General features: G+C 72.6%; 19 protein-coding genes. 14 read left to right on the forward strand and 5 right to left on the reverse strand.

From position 1 onward, the window contains the following. The first annotated feature begins 38 nt into the window (after nucleotides 1-38). The 4 genes from F1721_RS19795 (at nucleotide 39) to F1721_RS19810 (ending at nucleotide 3,338) form a co-directional block, all read left to right on the forward strand. On the forward strand, nucleotides 39-599 hold the full coding sequence (locus F1721_RS19795; RefSeq protein WP_150068187.1) for a DUF4333 domain-containing protein: 561 nt from the start codon (nucleotides 39-41) through the stop codon (nucleotides 597-599). A 46-nt stretch (nucleotides 600-645) separates the two neighbouring features. Beyond that, nucleotides 646-1,830 (forward strand): GNAT family N-acetyltransferase, encoded by a 1,185-nt coding sequence (locus F1721_RS19800; RefSeq protein ID WP_150068188.1) that lies wholly within the window; start codon nucleotides 646-648, stop codon nucleotides 1,828-1,830. Nucleotides 1,831-1,923: 93 nt separating this feature from the next. Continuing rightward, complete coding sequence (locus tag F1721_RS19805) at nucleotides 1,924-2,511, forward strand: TetR/AcrR family transcriptional regulator (RefSeq protein WP_246155161.1); 588 nt, start codon at nucleotides 1,924-1,926, stop codon at nucleotides 2,509-2,511. Beyond that, a complete protein-coding gene (locus F1721_RS19810) occupies nucleotides 2,511-3,338 on the forward strand; it encodes an MBL fold metallo-hydrolase (RefSeq protein WP_150068189.1) in 828 nt (275 codons plus the stop codon). The genes F1721_RS19805 and F1721_RS19810 overlap by 1 nt, the downstream gene beginning before the upstream one ends. On the opposite strand, the gene scpC is transcribed toward F1721_RS19810, so the two are convergent. From scpC to F1721_RS19830, 4 genes are all read right to left on the reverse strand, one after another. Continuing rightward, nucleotides 3,314-4,819, reverse strand: coding sequence for a succinyl-CoA:acetate CoA-transferase ScpC (scpC, locus tag F1721_RS19815; protein WP_150068190.1), 1,506 nt, complete (start codon nucleotides 4,817-4,819; stop codon nucleotides 3,314-3,316). The genes F1721_RS19810 and scpC overlap by 25 nt on opposite strands. A gap of 343 nt (nucleotides 4,820-5,162) precedes the next feature. Next, on the reverse strand, nucleotides 5,163-5,939 hold the full coding sequence (locus tag F1721_RS19820; protein ID WP_150068191.1) for an IclR family transcriptional regulator domain-containing protein: 777 nt from the start codon (nucleotides 5,937-5,939) through the stop codon (nucleotides 5,163-5,165). Nucleotides 5,940-5,946: 7 nt separating this feature from the next. Further along, nucleotides 5,947-6,864, reverse strand: coding sequence for a 5'-3' exonuclease (locus F1721_RS19825; protein ID WP_150068266.1), 918 nt, complete (start codon nucleotides 6,862-6,864; stop codon nucleotides 5,947-5,949). Between the two features lie 857 nt (nucleotides 6,865-7,721). Continuing rightward, entirely contained in the window at nucleotides 7,722-9,368 is a 1,647-nt protein-coding gene (locus tag F1721_RS19830; RefSeq protein WP_150068192.1) for a phosphoenolpyruvate--protein phosphotransferase, read from the reverse strand. A 110-nt stretch (nucleotides 9,369-9,478) separates the two neighbouring features. On the opposite strand from F1721_RS19830, the gene F1721_RS19835 reads away from it, so the two are divergent. The 9 genes from F1721_RS19835 (at nucleotide 9,479) to F1721_RS19875 (ending at nucleotide 17,398) form a co-directional block, all read left to right on the forward strand. After that, a complete protein-coding gene (locus F1721_RS19835) occupies nucleotides 9,479-10,240 on the forward strand; it encodes a DeoR/GlpR family DNA-binding transcription regulator (RefSeq protein ID WP_150068193.1) in 762 nt (253 codons plus the stop codon). After that, nucleotides 10,237-11,181, forward strand: a complete 945-nt coding sequence (pfkB, locus tag F1721_RS19840; protein WP_150068194.1) for a 1-phosphofructokinase — start codon at nucleotides 10,237-10,239, stop codon at nucleotides 11,179-11,181. Before F1721_RS19835 ends, pfkB begins: the two co-directional genes overlap by 4 nt. Continuing rightward, nucleotides 11,178-11,630 carry a PTS sugar transporter subunit IIA gene (locus tag F1721_RS19845; protein ID WP_150068195.1) on the forward strand — a complete coding sequence of 151 codons (453 nt, stop codon included), beginning with the start codon at nucleotides 11,178-11,180 and terminating at the stop codon, nucleotides 11,628-11,630. Before pfkB ends, F1721_RS19845 begins: the two co-directional genes overlap by 4 nt. Then, nucleotides 11,627-13,090: a PTS fructose transporter subunit IIC gene (locus tag F1721_RS19850; protein WP_150068196.1), complete on the forward strand. Its 1,464-nt coding sequence runs from the start codon at nucleotides 11,627-11,629 to the stop codon at nucleotides 13,088-13,090. The genes F1721_RS19845 and F1721_RS19850 overlap by 4 nt, the downstream gene beginning before the upstream one ends. A gap of 23 nt (nucleotides 13,091-13,113) precedes the next feature. Beyond that, nucleotides 13,114-13,389 carry an HPr family phosphocarrier protein gene (locus F1721_RS19855; protein ID WP_150068197.1) on the forward strand — a complete coding sequence of 92 codons (276 nt, stop codon included), beginning with the start codon at nucleotides 13,114-13,116 and terminating at the stop codon, nucleotides 13,387-13,389. A gap of 74 nt (nucleotides 13,390-13,463) precedes the next feature. Further along, a complete protein-coding gene (locus F1721_RS19860; RefSeq protein ID WP_150068198.1) occupies nucleotides 13,464-14,990 on the forward strand; it encodes a glycoside hydrolase family 32 protein in 1,527 nt (508 codons plus the stop codon). A 56-nt stretch (nucleotides 14,991-15,046) separates the two neighbouring features. After that, entirely contained in the window at nucleotides 15,047-15,589 is a 543-nt protein-coding gene (locus F1721_RS19865; RefSeq protein WP_150068199.1) for an ArsR/SmtB family transcription factor, read from the forward strand. A 199-nt stretch (nucleotides 15,590-15,788) separates the two neighbouring features. Next, nucleotides 15,789-16,931 carry a M24 family metallopeptidase gene (locus F1721_RS19870; RefSeq protein ID WP_150068200.1) on the forward strand — a complete coding sequence of 381 codons (1,143 nt, stop codon included), beginning with the start codon at nucleotides 15,789-15,791 and terminating at the stop codon, nucleotides 16,929-16,931. 26 nt (nucleotides 16,932-16,957) lie between these two features. Beyond that, on the forward strand, nucleotides 16,958-17,398 hold the full coding sequence (locus F1721_RS19875) for an Lrp/AsnC family transcriptional regulator (protein ID WP_093155725.1): 441 nt from the start codon (nucleotides 16,958-16,960) through the stop codon (nucleotides 17,396-17,398). A 537-nt stretch (nucleotides 17,399-17,935) separates the two neighbouring features. Here the strand turns inward: F1721_RS19875 and F1721_RS19880 are convergent. Further along, nucleotides 17,936-19,015 carry a GDSL-type esterase/lipase family protein gene (locus F1721_RS19880; RefSeq protein WP_150068201.1) on the reverse strand — a complete coding sequence of 360 codons (1,080 nt, stop codon included), beginning with the start codon at nucleotides 19,013-19,015 and terminating at the stop codon, nucleotides 17,936-17,938. Between the two features lie 120 nt (nucleotides 19,016-19,135). On the opposite strand from F1721_RS19880, the gene F1721_RS19885 reads away from it, so the two are divergent. Continuing rightward, on the forward strand, nucleotides 19,136-19,693 hold the full coding sequence (locus F1721_RS19885; RefSeq protein ID WP_150068202.1) for an FxsA family protein: 558 nt from the start codon (nucleotides 19,136-19,138) through the stop codon (nucleotides 19,691-19,693). The last annotated feature ends 1 nt before the right edge of the window (nucleotide 19,694 follow it).

Genomic DNA, 19,694 nt, shown 5'->3' on the forward strand with positions numbered 1-19,694 from the left:
GCCGTGATGGCCGTGTGCAACATCGTCCGGAGGTGCTGATGTCGTCCCCCTACGGCCCGCCGCCAGGGGGTTATCCCCACTGGGGGCAGCTGCCCCCGAACACCGGGATGCCGCAGGGCGGACCGGGCTACCCGCCGCAGCCCGGTTATCCGCCGCAGCCACCGCCTCCGCAGCAGCAGTACGGCTACGGCCAGCAGCAGTACCAGCAGCCCGCCCCGCAGTACCAGCAGCCCGGTGGGCAGTTCCCGCCGCCGGGCGGCTTCGGCCCGCCGCCGAAGAAGAAGCGCTCCGCGCTGCCGTGGGTGCTCAGCGGGGCCGGCGTGGTCGTGGTGGCCGCGGTGCTGGTGCTCGGGTTCGTGGTGCCGGGCTGGTTCGTGCGCTCGGTGTTCGACGCGACCAGCGTCGAGAAGGGCGTGGAGCAGACGCTGAAGGGTTCCTACGGGCTGGCCGGGGTCGGTTCGGTGTCCTGCCCGGGCGGGCAGGCGGTGCAGGTCGGCAACCGGTTCGACTGCCAGGTGCGGATCGGGTCGGAGACCAAGTCGGTGACCGTCACGGTCAAGACCGACAAGGGCGTGTACGAGGTCGGCCACCCCCGGTGAGAAAAACCGGTCGCCCCGGAGTGCGGGCGACCGGGAGAATCGCGCCGTGATCGACGTGCGCGCGCTGGCCGAGTCCGAGTTCCGAGCTTCGCAGGACCTGTTCCGCCGGGCCCTGCTGCGCAAACCCGCGAACGACGAGGACTGGGCGCGCGTCCGCGGGTGCCTGGAGGTCGGGCGCGTGCTGGGCGCGTTCGACGGCGGTGAGCTGGTCGGCACGGCCCGGGCCACGAGCAACGAGCTCGCGGTGCCCGGCGGGCGGGTCGCCGCTGGCGCGGTGACCGGCGTCGGCGTCCGCGCGGACCGGACCCGGCGCGGCGTGCTCCGCGAGCTGATGCGGGTCCAGTTCGACGACGTGCGGCAGCGCGGTGAGCCGGTGGCGATGCTGCACGCCTCGGAGGCGACGATCTACGAGCGGTTCGGCTACGGCGTGGCCTCCCGCCACCGGAAGGTGGAGCTGGAGCGCGCGCGGGTGGCGTTCCGCGACGACGCGCCGCGGGGCGGGCAGGTGCGGGTGCTGGACCGGAAGGCGGCCGATCCGCTGCTGCCGGAGATCTACCGGCGCTGCGCGGTCGACCGGGCGGGGTGGATCGGCCGGGACGAGCCGTGGTGGTCGGGGTTCTGGCAGTACCTCGGCGAGGACGTCCTGGTGGCGGTGCACACCGGCGAGGACGGGGTGGACGACGGGTTCGCCGTGTACGGGCCGAACCACGGCGAGCGCGGGACCGCGCTGGACGTCCACGACCTCAAGGGCGCCGATGCCACCGCGGTGGCGCAGCTGTGGCGGTTCCTGCTCGGCGTGGACCTGGTGGACCGCGTGGTGGGGCACGTGCGGCCGCTGGACGAGCCGCTGGAGTGGTGGGTGACCGACCGCCGCCAGTGCCGGGTGACCGAGGTCGAGGACGACCTGTGGGTGCGCCTGGTGGACGTGCTCGCCGCGCTGCGGGCCCGGACCTACGGCGCGGCGGAGCCGGTGGTGGTCGAGGTGCGCGACGCGTTCCTGCCGGACAACGAAGGCGGCTACCGCATCGGGCCGGACGGCGTCGAGCGCTCGGCGGACGAGCCGCAGCTGCGCCTCGACGTGTCGGCGCTCGCCGCGCTGTACCTGGGCGACCAGCTGGCGTCGACGCTGGTGGCGGCGGGGCGCATCGAGGTGCGCGACCCGGCGGCGGTGGCCGCGGCGGACCGGTTGTTCGCCACCCTCGAAACCCCTTGGTGCGGCACCGGGTTCTGACCGCGGCCGTGAGTGCGCAACGGTGTTGCGCACTCACGGCCGCGCGGACGACCAGGGGTTGAAAATAAGTAGACCGACTGTCATATTTTTGGTGTGAAGAAGGGTGCGCGCACGCGGCAGCAGATGCTCGAGACCGCGATGGAGCTGTTCAACCAGCAGGGCTACCACGGCACCGGCGTCAACCAGGTGCTCTCGGAGTCCGCGGCCCCGCGGGGGTCGCTGTACTTCCACTTCCCCGGCGGCAAGCAGCAGCTCGCCGCCGAGGCGGTCGCCGCGTCCGGGCGGCAGGTGGGGGAGCTGCTGGCGCTGGTGCTGGCGGACGTGGCCGAGCCGCGCGAGGCGGTCGCGGCGATCGTCGGGCACTTCGAGCGGGCGCTGGTCGAGTCGGACTTCCGCCGCGGCTGCCCGGTGGCCACGGTCGCGCTGGAGGCCAGCGCGGAGAGCCCGGAGGTGCGGTCCGCGTGCGGCGGGGCCTACGGGCTGTGGCAGGAGCAGCTGGCCGAGCGGTTCCGCGGCTGGGGGATCACGGAGGCTCGGGCCGACGAGCTGGCCGTCGTCGCCCTGTCGCTGATCGAAGGCGCGCTGCTGCTGTGCAAGGTGCGGCGGGACGTCGCGCCCCTGCGCACGACCGGCGAACAACTGACCGCGTTGCTGGAAGCCGCGCGGACGGAGGCGAACTGATGCGGATCCACCACCTGAACTGCGGGACGCTGCGGCCGTTCGGCGGACGGCTGGTCAACGAGGGCGGCAGCCGGTTCGGCACCGCGCGCATGGTCTGCCACTGCCTGCTCGTCGAGACCGAGCAGGGGCTGGTGCTCGTCGACACCGGCATGGGCGTCCCCGACGTCACCACGCACGCGAAGCTGATGAAGCGGCGGCTGCGGGTGGGTCGCCCGGTGCTCGACGTCGCGGAAACCGCGGTGTCCCAGCTGGAACGGCTCGGGTTCCGGGCGGAGGACGTGCGGCACGTCGTGCCGACCCACCTGGACCTCGACCACGCGGGCGGGCTGCCGGACTTCCCGAACGCCGAGGTGCACGTCCACGACGTGGAGTACCAGGCGATGCGGCGCGACCTGGCGCAGGACCGGTACCTGCACCACCAGTTCCGGCACGGTCCGAAGTGGAGGGTGCACGGAAGTGCCGGCGGGGAGCGGTGGTTCGGCTTCGAAGCGGTGCGCGACCTGCCCGGCCTGCCGCCGGACATCCTGCTCGTGCCGCTGCCCGGCCACACCCGCGGCCACACCGGGGTCGCGGTGCGGCGCCCCGACGGGAAGTGGCTGCTCAACGCCGGGGACGCGTACTTCCACCACGGCGAGATGGCCGAGCAACCGCACTGCCCGCCGGGGTTGCGCTTCTTCGAGAACCACGTGCAGGTCGACGGCGCGCTGCGGCGGCGCACCCAGGAGCGGCTGCGCGACCTGCTCACCGCCCACCGCGACCAGATCGAGGTCTTCTGCGCGCACGACCCGGTGGAGCTGGACCGCTACATCGAGCCCTCCTCGACGTAGCGCTGGTGCCAGGACAGCGCCTCGCCCAGCAGGTGCGGGGTGTGCAGGCCGAACGACGACTGCAGCGCCCGGTCGTAGTAGTCCTGCAGCGCGGGGCGGAAGTCGGGGTGGGCGCAGGTGGCGATGATCCGCTCGGCCCGTTTCCGGGGCGACAGGCCGCGCAGGTCGGCCAGCCCCTGCTCGGTCACGATGACGTCCACGTCGTGCTCGGTGTGGTCGACGTGCGAGACCATCGGCACGATCGCCGAGATCGCGCCGCCCTTGGCGACCGAGGGCGTGACGAAGATCGACACGTGCGCGTTGCGCGCGAAGTCGCCCGAGCCGCCGATGCCGTTCTGGATCCGGCTGCCCATCAGGTGCGTCGAGTTGATGTTGCCGTAGATGTCGGCCTCCACGATGCCGTTCATCGCCAGGCAGCCGAGCCGGCGCACCACCTCGGGGTGGTTGCTGATCTCCTGCGGGCGCAGCAGGATCCGGTCCCGGTACGCGGCGGCGTCGCGGTTGAACCGGTCGATCGCGGCGGGGCTGAGCGAGAACGCCGTCGCGGAGGCCGTCCGCAGCTTCCCCGACTCGATCAGCTGCAGCATGCCGTCCTGGATCACCTCGGTGTAGGCGGTCAGCCCGTCGAACGGCCCGGCGTCGAGCCCGGCCAGGACCGCGTTGGCCACGTTGCCCACCCCGGACTGCAGCGGGAGCAGCTCGCGGGGCAGCCGACCGGCGCGCACCTCCGCGGCCAGGAAGTCCAGCACGTGCCCGGCGATCCGCTCGGAGGTCTCGTCCGGGGGCGTGAAAACCGTGTTGCGGTCGGGGGATTCGGTCTCCACGACCGCGATCACCTTCTCCGGCGGGCACTCCAGGTACGGCGTGCCGATCCGGTCGGCCGGGCCGGTGATCGGGATGGGGACGCGCCGGGGCGGCAGCGCGGTGCCGTAGTAGATGTCGTGCATGCCCTCCAGGTGCTCGCTCTGCCACGAGTTGACCTCGAGGATCACCTGGTCGGCCCGCTCCAGCCAGGTCTTGTTGTTGCCCACCGAGGAGGACGGGATCAGGCGGCCGTCCTCGGTGATGCCGCTGACCTCCACCACGGCGACGTCGAGCTCGCCGAAGGCGCCCTGCCACACGCGCTGCGCGACGTGCGAGAGGTGGATGTCGGTGTAGTCCATCCGACCGCTGTTGATCTTCTCCCGGGTGACCGGGTCGGACTGGTACGGCAGCCGCAGGTCGATGCCCTCCACGTCGGCCAGCGCCCCGTCCAGCTCCGGCGCGGTGGATGCGCCGGTCCACAGGCCGAACTTCATCGGCAGGCCCCGCGAGTGCGCCTCGGCGACCCGCTTGGCCAGCGCGCCCGGCACCTCCTTGGGGTACCCGGCGCCGGTGAACCCGCTCATGCCGATGTTGGCGCCCGGCTCGATCAGCTCGACGGCTTCCGCGGCCTCGACGACTTTCGCGGCGAACTGCCGGTTCCGGATCCTGCCGGTCATCTCCACCCGCCTTCCGCTGGCGTCCCCGTTCGGGAATCGAAAAAGGGGATCACTGGGCCATGTGTGACGGGGATCGTAGGCGCGAAACCGGGCGGAAATGTTTGTGATGCACGACACGAGTAGGTTCGGGCGTGCTGATCGGATCGGTTCCGCGGTCGCCGCAGATGCCCGTTGACGAGGGGAAACGCGGGGTTCTGCGGGGGAGCGGGCGGGCGGGGTCGACGGGTCCCGGTGGATCGCGGTCCGTTCGCGCGGCGACACCGGCGGTCGCTGGGCGAACTTCTCGCGCGGCGGGAATTCCGCTGGATCGAGAAACGAAGCGGAATTGATCGGCGGTGAGTTCTCAGCCCTGGTGGCCGCCGGGCTTGAGCCGCAGATCGACTTCGATACGGGCCGCGGTCGTCACCAGCAGCGGCACGATCTCCCGCCGCACGCCTTCCTCGGAAGCGCGGTGCGCGTCCAGCGAGACGTTGACCGCGGCGACGACCTTCCCGTCCGCGTCGCGCACCGGTGCGGCGACCCCGCGCAGGCCTTCCTCCAGCTCGCTGTCGGAGATCGCGAAGCCCTGCTTGCGGATCTCGGCGAGGTCGGCGAGCAGGCCCTCGCGGGTGGTGACGGTGTGCGGGGTCAGCGGCTTGAGCTCCGCCGCCCGCAGCCGCACCTCCAGCAGCTCCGGCGGCATGGCGGCCAGCAGCACCTTGCCCATCGAGGTGGCGTGCGCCGGGAAGCGGGTGCCGACCGGGATCGTCACCGACAGCAGCTTCGGGCTCGGGACCTGCGCCACGTAGCAGATCTCGGCGCCGTCCAGCACGGCCAGCGCGGTCATCTCGCGCAGCTCCCGGGTGAGCCGCCGCAGGTGCGGTTCGGCGATCTGCGGCAGCGACCGGCTCGACAGGTACGCGTGGCCGAACTCCAGCACCTGCGGCGTCAGCGCGAAGTGCCGCTCGTCGTGCCGCACGTAGCCGAGGTGGACCAGGGTGAGCAGGATCCGCCGGGCCCCGGCCCGGTCCAGCCCGCTCGCCTGGGCCACCTCGGTCAGCGTCATCTCCGGCTGCTCCGGTGTGAACGCCCGCAGCACGGCCAGCGTCCGCTCCACCGAGCGCAGGTATTGCTCGGCCATCGGCGGTTCAGAGCTCGAGCGCGGTGATGAGGCGGTCGATGCTGGCGCCCAGGCCCCAGGTCCGCTGCAGCTCGCGCAGCCGGTCGACGTCCACTTCGGACTTCGGCATCGGGTCCGGGCGGTCGGCGACCACCGGTGCGTCCCGCACCACGCGGACCACCGACGGTGCCGCGGCGAGGTAGTCCGCGGCGTCGGCGAGCTTGCCGCGCACCCGCGGGGTCAGGCCGGTGGCGCCGGTCTCGGCCGCCGCCAGCAGCGCCTCCAGGGAGCCGAACTGGGTGATCAGCTTCGCGGCCGTCTTCTCGCCGATGCCCGCCACCCCGGGCAGGCCGTCCGACGGGTCGCCGCGCAGCACCGCCATGTCGGCGTAGTCGTCCCCGGCGCGGTCCGGGGAGAGCGCGTACTTCTCGGCCAGCTCGGCGGGACCGTAGTCCTGCGCCTTGGCCAGGCCCGCGCCGATGTAGATCACCCGCACCGGGGAGGGCGCGGAGCGCACCAGCTGGAACAGGTCGCGGTCGCCGGTGACGACCTCCACCGGGTCCCGGTCCTCCCGCGCGGCCAGCGTGCCGATGACGTCGTCGGCTTCGTAGCCCTCGGCTTCGGCGGTGGCCACGCCCGCCGCGTCGAGCACTTCGAGGATCACCGGGACCTGCGGGGACAGCGCGTCCGGCACCTCCTCGGCGTCCGGGGCCTCCTCGGCCACGCGGTGCGCCTTGTAGGACGGCAGCGCGTCGACCCGGAACTGCGGGCGCCAGTCGTTGTCCAGGCAGGCGACCAGGCGGGCCGGGCGCCGGTCGGTGATCAGCTTGGCGAGCATGTCGCAGAAGCCGCGCACGGAGTTCACCGGCGTCCCGTCCGGCGCGGTCAGCGAGTCGGGCAGGGCGTAGAACGAGCGGAACCACAACCCGGCCGAGTCGACGAGCATCAGAGGACCAGTCACCGCCCCAGCTTGTCACGTCCCGGCGACATCCGGCGGTCCGGCTCGGCGGGTCCGCGACGGCCCCCGCTCAGCGGAAGTCCGCGGCGTGGTCGGCCGCCCGCTGCCTGGTCGACGGCTTCGGCCCAGTAGCCGAGGAGCATGTCGACGACGTCCTCGGGCAGCTGCCGCAGCAGCTCGGCCCACCCCTGTTCCGGGGGCAGCTCCTCGAACCGGGTCTCCCGGCCGATCGAGTGGAGGACTGGGGGATCGGTGGTGATATCCGGGTTGGGTTGGGGAGGATTGGTGCGGTGGGGTGTGGGTTGGGTTTGGGTTCAAAGCTGTGGGTGGTTGCGTTGGGTGATGCAATTTCAATCGAAATTGGCTGCGTTGCGGTTTTTGACGGAGCCTGCGGTGGCGAGGTGCGCCAATTTCAATCGAAATCGCGACCCTCACCGCTGCGCCCGAGGTCGTGATGCAGGGCGCGGACGACGGTGAGCTGCGGTGGCGGAGCGAGGATGTTGGTCGCACGGCCGTCGTTCTGGTGGTGAGTGCAGAGATTTCTCTCGAAATCGGCTGCGGTGCCAGCTGGAGGTTTCGTCGGGGACGGTGCTGATTTGGTGGGAAATCGCGCCCGACCACAAGGTGGATCCGCCTCCGGAGGGAGCCGAGGATCCTAAGGTCAAGTCTCGCTCACTGCCAAAACCGCATGCTTCGGCACGTAAGGGTGACCGATTCCTGCCGTCATACCCGGCACACCCACGAGCACAACGCAAGAGTCCGAAATTGCAGTCGACACCGCTCATCGGACGGCCGTGGTCGTGAGCGGCGATGGTCGTGCGGGCGACCATCGCCGCTCACGAGTGTCAGTCCCGCCCGGCTGCGCGGCGTGCTTCGGTGGGATCCGTTGCGGACAGGGCACTTTGCGCTGCTTGCTGCCAATCCGCCAGCGTGCGTTGGGCCAGGGCGGCGCCGACTGCGGGTAGGGCTGCGGGGTTCATGGACAGGCTTGTGACGCCGAGGCCGGTCAGGACGCCGGCGAGTTGGGGGTCGGCCGCGGCTTCGCCGCAGACGCCGACCGGCTTGTCGCGCTCTTGGCCCGCTCGTGCCAGGTGGGCGATCAGGCGCAGCAGTGCCGGTTGCCACGGGTCGTTGAGGGTGGCGAGCGCGCCGATCATGCGGTCCGCCGCGAAGGTGTACTGCGCGAGGTCGTTGGTGCCGATGCTGACGAAGTCGACCGCTTCGAGGAGCGCGTCCGCCGTCAACGCCGCCGCCGGGGTCTCCACCATCACGCCGACCCGGTCGATCCCCGCGGCGCGGGCGCGTTCGGCGAACCACGCCGCTTCCGCGGCGGTCGCGACCATCGGCGCCATGACCGACACCTCGGCGCCGGTTTCCGCTGCGGCAGCGGCGATCGCGGTGAGCTGGCGGTCGAGCAGGTCGGGCCGGTCGAAGGCCACGCGGAGGCCGCGCACCCCCAGCGCCGGGTTGGGCTCTTCGCCGATCGTCAGGAACGGCAGCGGTTTGTCCGCCCCGGCGTCGAGCGTGCGCACCACCACTGGCTTGCCCGCGAACGGTTCCAGCACCGACGCGTAGGCGTTGCGCTGCGCTTCGACGTCGGGTTCTGCTGCCGCGTCCAGGAAGCAGAACTCCGTGCGGAACAGGCCCGATCCTTCCGCGTCCGCGGCGATCCCGGCTCGGGCGTCGGCGGCCGAGCCGATGTTGGCCAGCAGCTTGACCCGGTGCCCGTCCGCGGTGGCGCCGACGCCGTTCCACTCCGCCCGGTCGCGGGTCGCCGCTTCCGGCTCCACCGCCCGGTCGAGCAGCTCGACGGTGCCCGCCGCGCCGTCGACCCGCGCCCCCGCGGCCTCGGCCGCCAGCACGCCGCGCGCGGCCACCACCGCCGGAATTCCCAGCGAGCGCGCCAGGATCGCGGTGTGGCTGGTGGGGCCGCCCTCCTCGGTCACCAGCGCCAGCACCAGCTGCGGGTCCAGGTCCGCCGTGTCGGCCGGGGCCAGATCGCGCGCCACCAGCACGCTCGGGCCGGTCAGCGCCGGGACGCCGGGCGGTTCGGTGCCGGTCAGCTCGGCGACCAGGCGGTCCCGCACGTCGAGCACGTCGCGCGCCCGCTCGGCCAGGTAGCCGCCGGTCGCGGCCAGCAGCTCCGCGAACTCGCCCGCCGCTTCGAAGACCGCCCGCGGTGCGGGCAGCCCCCGCTCGGTGACGGCCTGCTCCGCCTTGCCGAGCAGCGACGGGTCGGTGGCCATCGTCGCGGTCATCTCCAGCACCTCCCGCGCCGCGCCGTCGGCTGCGGCGGCACGCGCGATCAGGCGCTGCGACACGGCCTCGGCGGCGGGGCGGATGCGGGCGGCTTCGGCCGCCGGGTCGGCCGGTGCCGGACCGGGCAGCGGATCGGGCAACCGGTCATGAACCCACACCACCGGGCCGGCCGCCCGACCAGGGCTGACGCCGACACCGCGGTGCGTGCTCGCGGGCAAGGTGCTGGTGGACATGCGCACTCCTCGTCGTGGCCGAAGTTTTCCCGGCGTTCCCAGAGGCTTGACAATATGGCAACACAGGGCACAATCAGGCAACACCAAACATTAACCGGAGGACAACGGGCATGTACGGGGCGGAGCGCCAACAGCTGCTGGCGCAGCGGGCACGACGCGACGGGCGCATCGACGTCACCGCCGCGGCGGCCGAGTTCGAGGTGGCACCCGAGACGATCCGCCGCGATCTGGCCGCGCTCGAACGCCAGGGCCTGGTCCGGCGCGTCTACGGCGGCGCGATCCCGGTCGAGCGGCTGGACTTCGAACCCGGCGTCTCGTTGCGCGACCAGACCAACGCCGCGGAGAAGGAGCGCATCGCGCGCGCCGCGCTGGACCTGGTGCCCAGCCGGGGCACGGTGCTGCTCGACGCGGGCACCACCACCTCCCGGCTGGCCGGTCTGCTGCCCGCCGACCGCGAGCTGACCGTGGTGACCAACTCGCTGACGGTGGCCACCCAGCTGGCCACCCGCAACAACTACAACGTGCACATCCTCGGCGGCCGGATCCGCGGCACCACGCTGGCGACGGTGGAATCCTGGGCGTTGGACGTGCTGCGCGGGCTCACCGTGGACATCGGCTTCTTCGGCACCAACGGGTTCTCCGCGGTGCGCGGCTGCACCACCCCGGACCCGGCCGAGTCGGCGGTCAAGGCGGCGATGGTGGCGGCCAGCCGCAAGCGCGTCCTGCTGGCCGATCACAGCAAGTACGGCGACGACCAGTTCAGCCGGTTCGCCGAGCTCGCCGAGATCGACGTGGTGGTCACCGACGACGGCCTCGACGAGGCGGCGCTCGACGAGCTCGAGCAGGTCGAAGCGGAAGTGGTGCTGGCGTGATCGTGACCGTGACCCCCAACCCCAGCCTGGACCGCACCGTGCAGGTGGACCGGCTGCGGCCCGGTGCCGTGCACCGCGCCGTCCGGACCCGGCTGGACCCGGGCGGCAAGGGCGTCAACGTCGCCCGCGCGCTGGCCGCGGCGGACGTGCCGACGCTGGCCGTGCTGCCCTCCGGCGGCGCCGACGGCGCGCGCCTGGCCGAGCTGCTGGCCCCGGAAGCGGTGCCGGTGGTGGAGGTGCCGGTGCAGGCGCCGACCCGCAGCAACATCGCGGTGGTCGAATCCGACGGCACCACCAGCAAGTTCAACGAACCGGGCCCGGAGCTCACCGCGGCCGAGGTCGCCGCGCTGGAGCGGGCGGTCGCCGAGCTGGCCGGTCGCGCCGAGTGGCTGGTGACCTGCGGCAGCCTGCCCGCCGGATGCCCGGACGACCTGCACGCCCGCATCGCCGCCGCGGCCCGCCGCGCCGGGGCGAAGGTGGCCGTCGACAGCTCCGGGCAACCCCTGGAGCTGGCCTGCAAGGCAGGGCCGGACCTGGTCAAACCGAACCTCGCCGAACTCGCGGAGCTGGCCGGGACCCCGCTGCGCGACCTCGGCGACGTGCTGGACGTCGCGGACCGGCTGCGCGCCGGTGGCGTCGGTGCCGTGCTGGTCAGCCTCGGGCAGCTGGGCGCGGTGCTGGTCGCGGAGTCCGGCACCTGGCACGCCACCAGCGAGGTGTCGGCGGTGCTGAGCACCGTCGGCGCAGGTGACGCGATGCTCGCCGGCTTCCTGCGGGCGGGCGGCAGCGGCCCCGACGCGTTGCGCGTCGCGGTCGCCTACGGCGGGGCGGCGGTCGGCCTGGCCGGCAGCCGGATGCCCGCACCGGACGACGTCCACCCGCAGCGGGTGCGGGTGGGCGCAGTGGACAACTCAGTGAGCCTCAGCGGAGTGGCGGCATGACTACCGAACTGATCACCCCCGAACTCGTCGACCTGGACCTGGCGGGCACCGACCGCAAGACCGTGGTGCGAAGCCTGGCCGAGCGGCTGGCCGCCGCCGGGCGCGTCACCGACGTCGAGCAGTTCCTGGCCGACATCGAAGCCCGCGAGCAGCAGATGCCGACCGGCCTGGAGGGCGGCATCGGCATCCCGCACTGCCGCTCCGCCGCGGTGACCGCGCCGACGTTGGCCTTCGGCCGCAGCGCGACCGGCGTCGACTTCGGCGCCGAGGACGGCCCCGCCGACCTCATCTTCCTGATCGCCGCCCCGGAGGGCGGCGGCGCCGACCACATGACGGTGCTCGCCGCGCTGGCCCGCCGCCTGGTGCGCGCGGAGTTCAAGCAGAACCTCCGCGACGCCACCGACCCGGCGCAGCTGGCCGAGTACGTGCGCGGGGAGGTCGCGCCGTGAAGTACGTAGCCGTCACCGCCTGCCCGACGGGCATCGCGCACACCTACATGGCGGCCGAGGCCCTGGAGCAGGCCGCCAAGGACGCCGGGCACGAAATGCTGGTGGAGACCCAGGGTTCGGCCGGTTCCACCCCGCTGTCCACTGAGGACATCCAGGCCGCCGACGCGGTGATCCTGGCCGCCGACGTGGGCGTGCGAGACCGGGACCGCTTCGCGGGCAAACCGGTCGTCGAGGCCTCGGTCAAGCAGGCGATCAACGACGCGGCCGGGCTCCTGCAGCGCGCTGCGGACGCCGCCGAGCAGCAGCCCGCCGCCGCACCCGAGCCCGCCGCGGACGAGCCGGAGCTCGGCAGCAAGGTCGTCGCCGGGGCCGGGTTCGGCACCCGGCTGCGGCAGTGGCTGATGACCGGCGTCAGCTACATGATCCCGTTCGTGGCCGCGGGCGGTCTGCTGATCGCGCTGAGCTTCGCGCTCGGCGGCTACCAGATCACCGAGGCGCCGCCGGTCACCGAGCAGTTCGACGCGGCGAGCCTGGTCAGCTGGGCGGCGCTGTTCAACCAGGTCGGCTCCACCGCCTTCGAGTTCCTGGTGCCGGTGCTGGCCGGGTTCATCGCCTTCGCCATCGCCGACCGGCCCGCGATCGCGCCCGGTTTCGTCGGCGGCGCGATCGCGGTGACCGTCGGCGCGGGCTTCCTCGGCGGGCTGATCGCCGGTCTGCTGGCCGGTGCGGTGCTCTTCGCGCTCAAGAAGGTCAAGGTGCCGCGCGGCATCGCCGGGATCATGCCGGTGGTGGTGCTGCCGCTGCTGGGCACGCTGATCGTCGGGGTGCTGATGTTCGTGGTCATCGGCAAGCCGATCGCGCTGGTCATGGCCGCGCTGACCGCCTGGCTGACCGGGCTGTCCGGGGCCAACGCGGCGCTGCTGGGCGCGCTGCTCGGCGCGATGATCGCCTTCGACATGGGCGGGCCGATCAACAAGGTCGCCTACACCTTCGCGGTCGGCGGGCTGAGCATCGCCACCACGGCCTCGCTGGAGATCATGGCCGCGGTGATGGCCGCCGGGATGGTGCCGCCGCTGGCCCTGGCGCTGGCGTCCGCGGTGCGCGGCAAGCTGTTCACCCCGGCGGAGCGGGCCAGCGGCCGCACCGCCTGGCTGCTCGGCGCCTCGTTCATCACCGAGGGCGCGATCCCGTTCGCCGCGGGCGATCCGCTGCGGGTGATCCCGTCCATCGTGCTCGGCTCGGCGACCACCGGGGCGCTGTCGATGACCTTCGGCGCGACCCTGCGCGCGCCGCACGGCGGCGCCTTCGTCCTGCCGCTGGTGGGCAACGCGCTGCCGTACCTGGGCGCGATCGCCGCCGGGGTCGTGGTCGCCGCGATCGCGGTCCTGTTCGCCAAGCAGATCGGCCGCCGCCCCGAAACCGCCGAAGCCGCACCCGAGAAGACCGCCGTCCCGGCCTGACCCCGCTCGAAAGGAACGACGAGATGCAACGACGAGTCCGCATCGCCGCCTCGGTCGGCCTCCACGCCCGCCCGGCCGCCCTGCTCGCCCAAGCCGCCGCCGCGCAGACCCACCCGGTGACCATCGCCAAGGTCGTCGACGGCGAAGCCGGTGCCCCGGTCGACGCGGCCAGCGTCCTGGGCCTGATGTCCCTCGGCGCCCAGCACGGCGAGGAGGTCGAGCTCTCCGGCCCCGACGAGGCGGCCCTGGCCGAACTCGCCGCCCTCCTGGAGCAGGACCTGGACAAGACCCCGGCCTGAGTTCACCAGCCGCCCCGCCTCGCCGCGGGGCGGCTGCCCACGACGGTCCATGCAACGGAGCAGGAGGAGCGCCAGTGAGCACACCAGATGACCGTCCCCACCCGTTACCGCGCCGTCGTTTCCTCGCCGCGTCCGGCGCGGTGCTCGGCCTCGGCGCACTGCACGCCCTCACCGGCCCCGCCGCCTCGGCGGCCGAGACGCCGCAGTGGCGTCCGGGGGTGCGATTCGCACCCGCCCGCAACTGGATCAACGACCCCAACGGCCTGGTGCACTTCCAGGGCGAATACCACCTGTTCTTCCAGCACAACCCGTATGGCGATCAGTGGGGCAACATGTCCTGGGGCCACGCGGTGAGCCCCGACCTGGTGCGCTGGCAGGAACTCCCGGTGGCCCTGGAACCCGACGAGCTCGGCGAGATCTACTCCGGCAGCGCGGTGGTCGACCACCACGACACGAGCGGGTTCTTCGGCGGGCAGCCGGGATTGGTGGCGATCTACACCAGCGCGGGCGACACCCAGCAGCAGTGCCTCGCGCACAGCAGCGACCGCGGGCGCACCTGGACCAAGTACGCGGGCAACCCGGTGATCCCGAACCCCGGGGTCCACGACTTCCGAGACCCCAAGGTGTTCTGGCACGCGCCGACCGGCCGCTGGGTGCTGCTGCTGGCGGTCGGGGACCGCATCCACGTCTACGGCTCGCCGAACCTGCGCGACTGGGAGCTGCTCAGCGAGTTCGGCGCCGAGCACGGTTCGCACGGCGGGGTGTGGGAGTGCCCGGACCTCTTCGAGCTCCCGGTCGACGGCGATCCCGCGCGCACGAAGTGGGTGCTGATCGTGAGCATCAACCCGGGCGGACCGGCCGGGGGCTCGGCGACGCAGTACTTCCTCGGCGACTTCGACGGCACCACCTTCACCAGCGACGGCGCGCCGGACGAGATCCGCTGGGTGGACCGCGGTGCGGACTTCTACGCGCCCCAGTCGTTCTCGGACGTGCCGGACGGGCGTCGTCTGTGGCTGGGCTGGATGAGCAACTGGGACTACGCGAAGGAGATCCCCACCGACCCGTGGCGGGGTTCGATGACCACACCGAGGCAGCTCGGCCTCACCGACACCGGCGACGGGGTGCGGCTGGTGCAGCAACCGGTCGGCGAACTCGCCGCGGTGCGGTCGAACCGGCGCGCCTGGCACGGGATGATCGGGCGGAGCCCGGAGTTCTCCGGGACCTCGCTGGACGTCGTCGCGGACTTCCGGCCGGGTGCGGCCCGGTCGTTCGGCGTGGACGTCTTCGCCGGTGGCGGTCACCGCACCCGGATCGGCTACGACGTCGCGGCGCAGGAGCTGTTCGTCGACCGCACCGGGTCCGGCACCGCGCACGTCAGCCCGGCGTTCCCGGCCCGCCACACCACGCCGCTGGCGCTGACCGGCGACCGCCTGCCGCTGCGCATCATCGCGGACCGCTCCGGGGTGGAGGTCTTCGCCGCGGGCGGCCGGGCGGTGCTGACCGACCTGGTGTTCCCGGACCGGGGCAGCGACCGGGTGCACCTGTTCGCCGACGGCGGCAACGCCCAGGTCGAGGTGGAGGTCTTCGACCTGATCCCGTGAGGTTCGACCGCCAAGAACTCTTTGCAAAGGGTTCTTGGCGGTCGTACCGTGCCCGCATGGACCGGAAGTTGGACGCCAAGAGCCTGCGCGGATTGGCGCACCCGCTGCGGGTGCAGCTGCTGGGCCTGCTGCGCAGCGACGGGCCCGCGACGGCGACCCAGCTGGCCGCGCGGGTGGGGGAGAGCAGCGGGACGACGAGCTGGCACCTCCGGCAGCTCGCCGAGCACGGGTTCGTCGAGGAGGACGCCGAGCGGGGCAACCGCCGCGAACGCTGGTGGCGCGCCGTGCACGAGCACACCGTGGTCACCACCGGGGACTTCGGCCCGGACGAGCAGGGACCGCTCGCGTCGTACCTGTACGAGGTCGCCAGCGCGCACTACCGGCAGAGCACGGCGTTCCTGGCCGAACGGCACCAGTGGTCCGCGGAGTGGACCGGGGCGGCTTCCCTGTCGGACACCCTGCTCTCGCTCCGGCCCGACGAGCTCGGCGAGCTGACCCGGCGGCTGCACGAACTGCTCGCCGAGTACCGTCGCCCGCCCGAGGACGGTGACGAGCAGGTCGTCGTGCAGTTCCAGGCCTTCCCGCGCTCGAAGCCGTGAGGCCGGTCGCCCTGCTGTGGCTGTCGACCGGGGTGTCGGCGTTCGCCACGGCGGTCGCGCTGCTGCGGTGGGGTGACCCGCGATTTCAATGGAAATCGGACATTCGATTTCCATTGAAATCGCATCACCCGGACCCAGGTGCGCACGGGCCGGACCGTCCGGGCGGCGGGACTTCACCTCCGGATTAGGCTGGGGAGCTATGGCCACCGACTCGTTCAAGCAGGATCCGTCCGTGCTCGCCGCCCGCCTGACCCGGGCGGCCGAAACCGCAGCCGCGGCTGACCTCGACGCGCTGCTGATCACGCCCGGTTCCGACCTGCGCTACCTCCTGGGTGCCGGTGGGGAGTCGCACGAGCGGCTCACCTGCCTGGTGCTGCCCGCCGACGGCCGCCCCGCGCTGGTGCTGCCGAAGCTGGAGGAGCTCGGCTTCGCCGACATCCCGCTGGCCGAGCTCGGCATCGAGGTCGTCACCTGGGTCGACGGCCAGGACCCGCACGCCTTGGTGGCCGACCTGGCGCGGCGCGGCGGGAAGCCGAACCGGCTGGCGGTCGCCGACGCCATGCCCGCCCTGCACGTCCTGCCGCTGCGCAGCGCGCTGCCCGACGCCGAGCAGGTGCTCGCCAACCGCGTGCTGCGGGAGCTGCGGATGCGCAAGGACGCCGCCGAGATCGAGGCGCTGCGCAAGGCCGGGGCCGCCATCGACCGGGTGCACAACCGGATGGCCGAGTTCCTCAAGCCGGGCCGCACCGAGGCCGAGGTCGGCGCCGACCTCACCGCCGCGATCATCGAGGAGGGCCACACCGAGGCGGCGTTCGTCATCGTCGGCTCCGGTCCCAACGGCGCCAGCCCGCACCACGACGTCTCGGACCGGGTGATCGAGCGCGGCGACGTGGTCGTGGTGGACATCGGCGGCCCGATCCCGGAGGGCTACAACTCCGACTGCACCCGCACCTACGCGGTCGGCGAACCCGCGCAGGCCGACGTCCGCGAGACCTACGCGGTGCTGGAGGCCGCGCAGCGAGCCGCGGTGCAGGCCGTGCGGCCGGGCGCGACCGCCGAGTCCATCGACGCCGCCGCCCGCGAGCCGATCGCCGCCGCCGGGTTCGGCGAGTTCTTCGTGCACCGCACCGGCCACGGCATCGGGCTCGACGTGCACGAGGAGCCCTACGTCGTCGGCGGCAACGCGATCGAGCTGGAGGCGGGCATGGCCTTCAGCGTCGAGCCGGGCATCTACCAGCCGGGCCGCTGGGGTGCGCGGATCGAGGACATCGTCATCGTCACCGAGGACGGGGTGGAGAGCGTGAACAACCAGCCGCACGAGTTGGTGGTGCTGCCGGCGTGAGCGACCGAACCGCAACTCCGGCCGTGCTGGAGGCGACCGACCGGGCCATCCTGCGCGAGCTGGCCCGCGACGGCCGCTGCAGCTTCACCGACCTGGCCGAACGCGTCGGGTTGAGCGTTTCCGCGGTGCACCAGCGGGTTCGGCGGCTGGAGCAGCGCGGTGCGCTGCAGGGCTACACGGCCAAAGTGGACGGTGACCAGATCGGGTTGCCGCTGACCGCGTTCATCTCGCTGACCCCGATCGACCCGGCGGCCCCGGACGACTACCCGCAGCGCCTGGAGCACCTGCCGCAGATCGAGTCGTGCTACTCGGTGGCCGGCGACGAGTCCTACATCCTCCAGGTCCGGGTGGCCTCCCCGCTGGGGCTGGAAGAACTGCTCCGCCAGATCCGCGAGGCGGCGAAGGTCTCCACCCGCACGACGGTGGTCCTGTCCACCCCGTTCGAGAACCGCCCCCCGGCGATCTGACCGGAATCCCCCGACGCACACCGGCATGTCGTGCCCCGACAGCCCTGCCAGGGCGGAGCGACTGGTACCGGTCCCCGCGCGGGATCACGTGGTGGTCGGATGCGGCTGGGGGACGTCGGGCGAACCGCAGTTTCAATTGAAACTGCGGTTCGGCGTGGGTGGGGATCGCAGTTTCCGTTGAGCCTTTTTCATCCTGTCCGTGGACCGCAGCTGCGAAGGGCGACCGGCACCGGTCGGCAGGTGTCGCATGCGCCGCTAGGCGCATAACCCACCCTCGCAGCTTGCACCGCCGCGGGTTCTCAGCGTTCGCCTGGCGAGGACGGCCCTGACGCCGTGTATTTGGCATACATCAGTCAGGGACCCCGGAGTCCAGGCGGGCGCTGAGGTTCCGCTACCGGCACCGCCACGCAGAACGAGGTTGGAAAAACCTCACTGAAACTGCGGTGGTGCCGGGGTTCCGCACCTTCCGCCGGGCCTTCGCGTCTGGGTGCGCCTCGGGGCTCCGGGGCGGTGCGGGGAGCTGAATGCCGGTCGGGGTCATGGGTTGGCGCGGAGGGCGGCGACGTGGTCGGGGACCGGGTGGAGGTTGCCCTGGGCGTCCGGGAGGCAGGCCGCCGTGGGTTCTTCGGTGCTGAGGAACTCGCTCAGGCAGCGGCCCAGCTGGCGGTGGCCCGCGGCGTTCGCGTGGTAGGACTCCTGCATCGCGTGCGCGGCGCGGCTCTCGTCCTGCAGGCTCGCCCAGTCCACCGAGAGGCGGGTGAACCACTCGCCCTCGCCCGTCCTCGGATCTCCGGTGCAGGCTTCGCGGCCTAAGCCCGCGCGGGATAAGTCGAGGAAGCGCGCGCCCGTCTGCTTCGCGACCTCGTGCAGGCCGTCCGACAGCTGGGGCACCCCGGTGTCCCGGATCCACTGCAGGTCGCTGGTCAGGAACGGGCAGCCGGACAGGTTCTGCAGCTCCGGGCGGATCTCGGGGCCCACCGGGGAGGCGTAGGACTGCACGACCAGCGAGTAGCTGCTCGGGGTGTACCCGGCGCTGTCCATCGCGGCGCGGACGTCCTCGAGCGCGCTGCGCACCTTCGGCTTCATCCGCTCGATGCGCTTCGGCCAGTCGGCGCGCAGCGGTCCGGCGCACCCCTCCTCGGCGCGGCGCACCCAGGCCTCCACGCACTGGTTGACCACGTCGGTGAAGCCCACGTCGTCGTTCGCGCCGACCTGCACCACGACGTCGGTGATGCGGTAGCGCTTGGCCAGCTCGGCCAGCTGCGCGGACTGCGAGCCCTCCGCGTGGCCGGGTTCCGGGTCGGCGCCGACGACCTCCGCGCCCGCGCCCGAGCAGGCCAGGTTGATGCGGGTCACCTCGGGCGGCAGGCGGAGCTGGTTGATCGGGGCCGCGGCGGAGCGGTGGCACCAGTTCCCGCGCTCGCCGTTGGTGCCCGCCAGGTAGTCGCCGCCGCCCTCGCCGGACAGCGTGCTGTCGCCCATGGTGACCACCGCGGACGGGAGCTGCTTGGGCTGCAGCGGGAGCCCGGGCAGGTACTGGTCGCTGATCAGCAGCGCGAGCGCCAGCACCCCGCTGACGACCACGAAGAGGAGTGTTTTCGTTCTGTGCGCCCGCATCGGGACGAATTCTATGGGGCCCGCGGGGGAGGATCTCCATCACCTCTGCCCGGTGCGGGAGCATTTGTCGGGTCTGGTTCGTTGTACCCGGTGACTGCAGTCGACAGGAGGGCCTCCGCCGTGCCGATCTTCGTTGTGCTCCTGCTCGCCGTGGTGGCCGAGATCGCCGTGCTGGTCGGGCTCGGCCAGGCGATCGGGGTGCTGCCCACCCTCGGCCTGCTGGTGGCCGGTGCGGTGCTGGGCTCCTGGCTGCTGCGCCGCGAGGGGCGCCGCACGATGCTGGAGTTCCGGGAGGCCGCAAGGCTGCGGCGGTCGCCGGACCGGGAGATCTCCGACGGCGTGCTCATCGCCGCCGCGGGCATCCTGATCATCCTCCCGGGCCTGATCAGCGACGTCGCGGGCCTGCTGCTGCTGTTCCCGCCGGTCCGGTCGGTGCTGCGCAAGCGGATGGTGCGCGCGGCGGAGCGGCGGTCGAAGGAGATGCAGGACCAGGTGTGGTTGCACACCCAGCGGGTGTACCGGGAGCGGGGTGCCGCCGCGCCGGGCAGCGATGTGATCGACGGAGAGGTGGTCTCGGTCACCGAGGACGACGTGCGCACTCCCGACGACGGGCCTAGGCTGCTGCCGCCACAGCGGTCTGCGCAGGCAGAACGGTCGGACGAGCAGCCGCGGGGCTGAT

This window comes from Saccharopolyspora hirsuta, from assembly GCF_008630535.1.
GTDB classification, from domain to species: Bacteria; Actinomycetota; Actinomycetes; order Mycobacteriales; family Pseudonocardiaceae; genus Saccharopolyspora; species Saccharopolyspora hirsuta.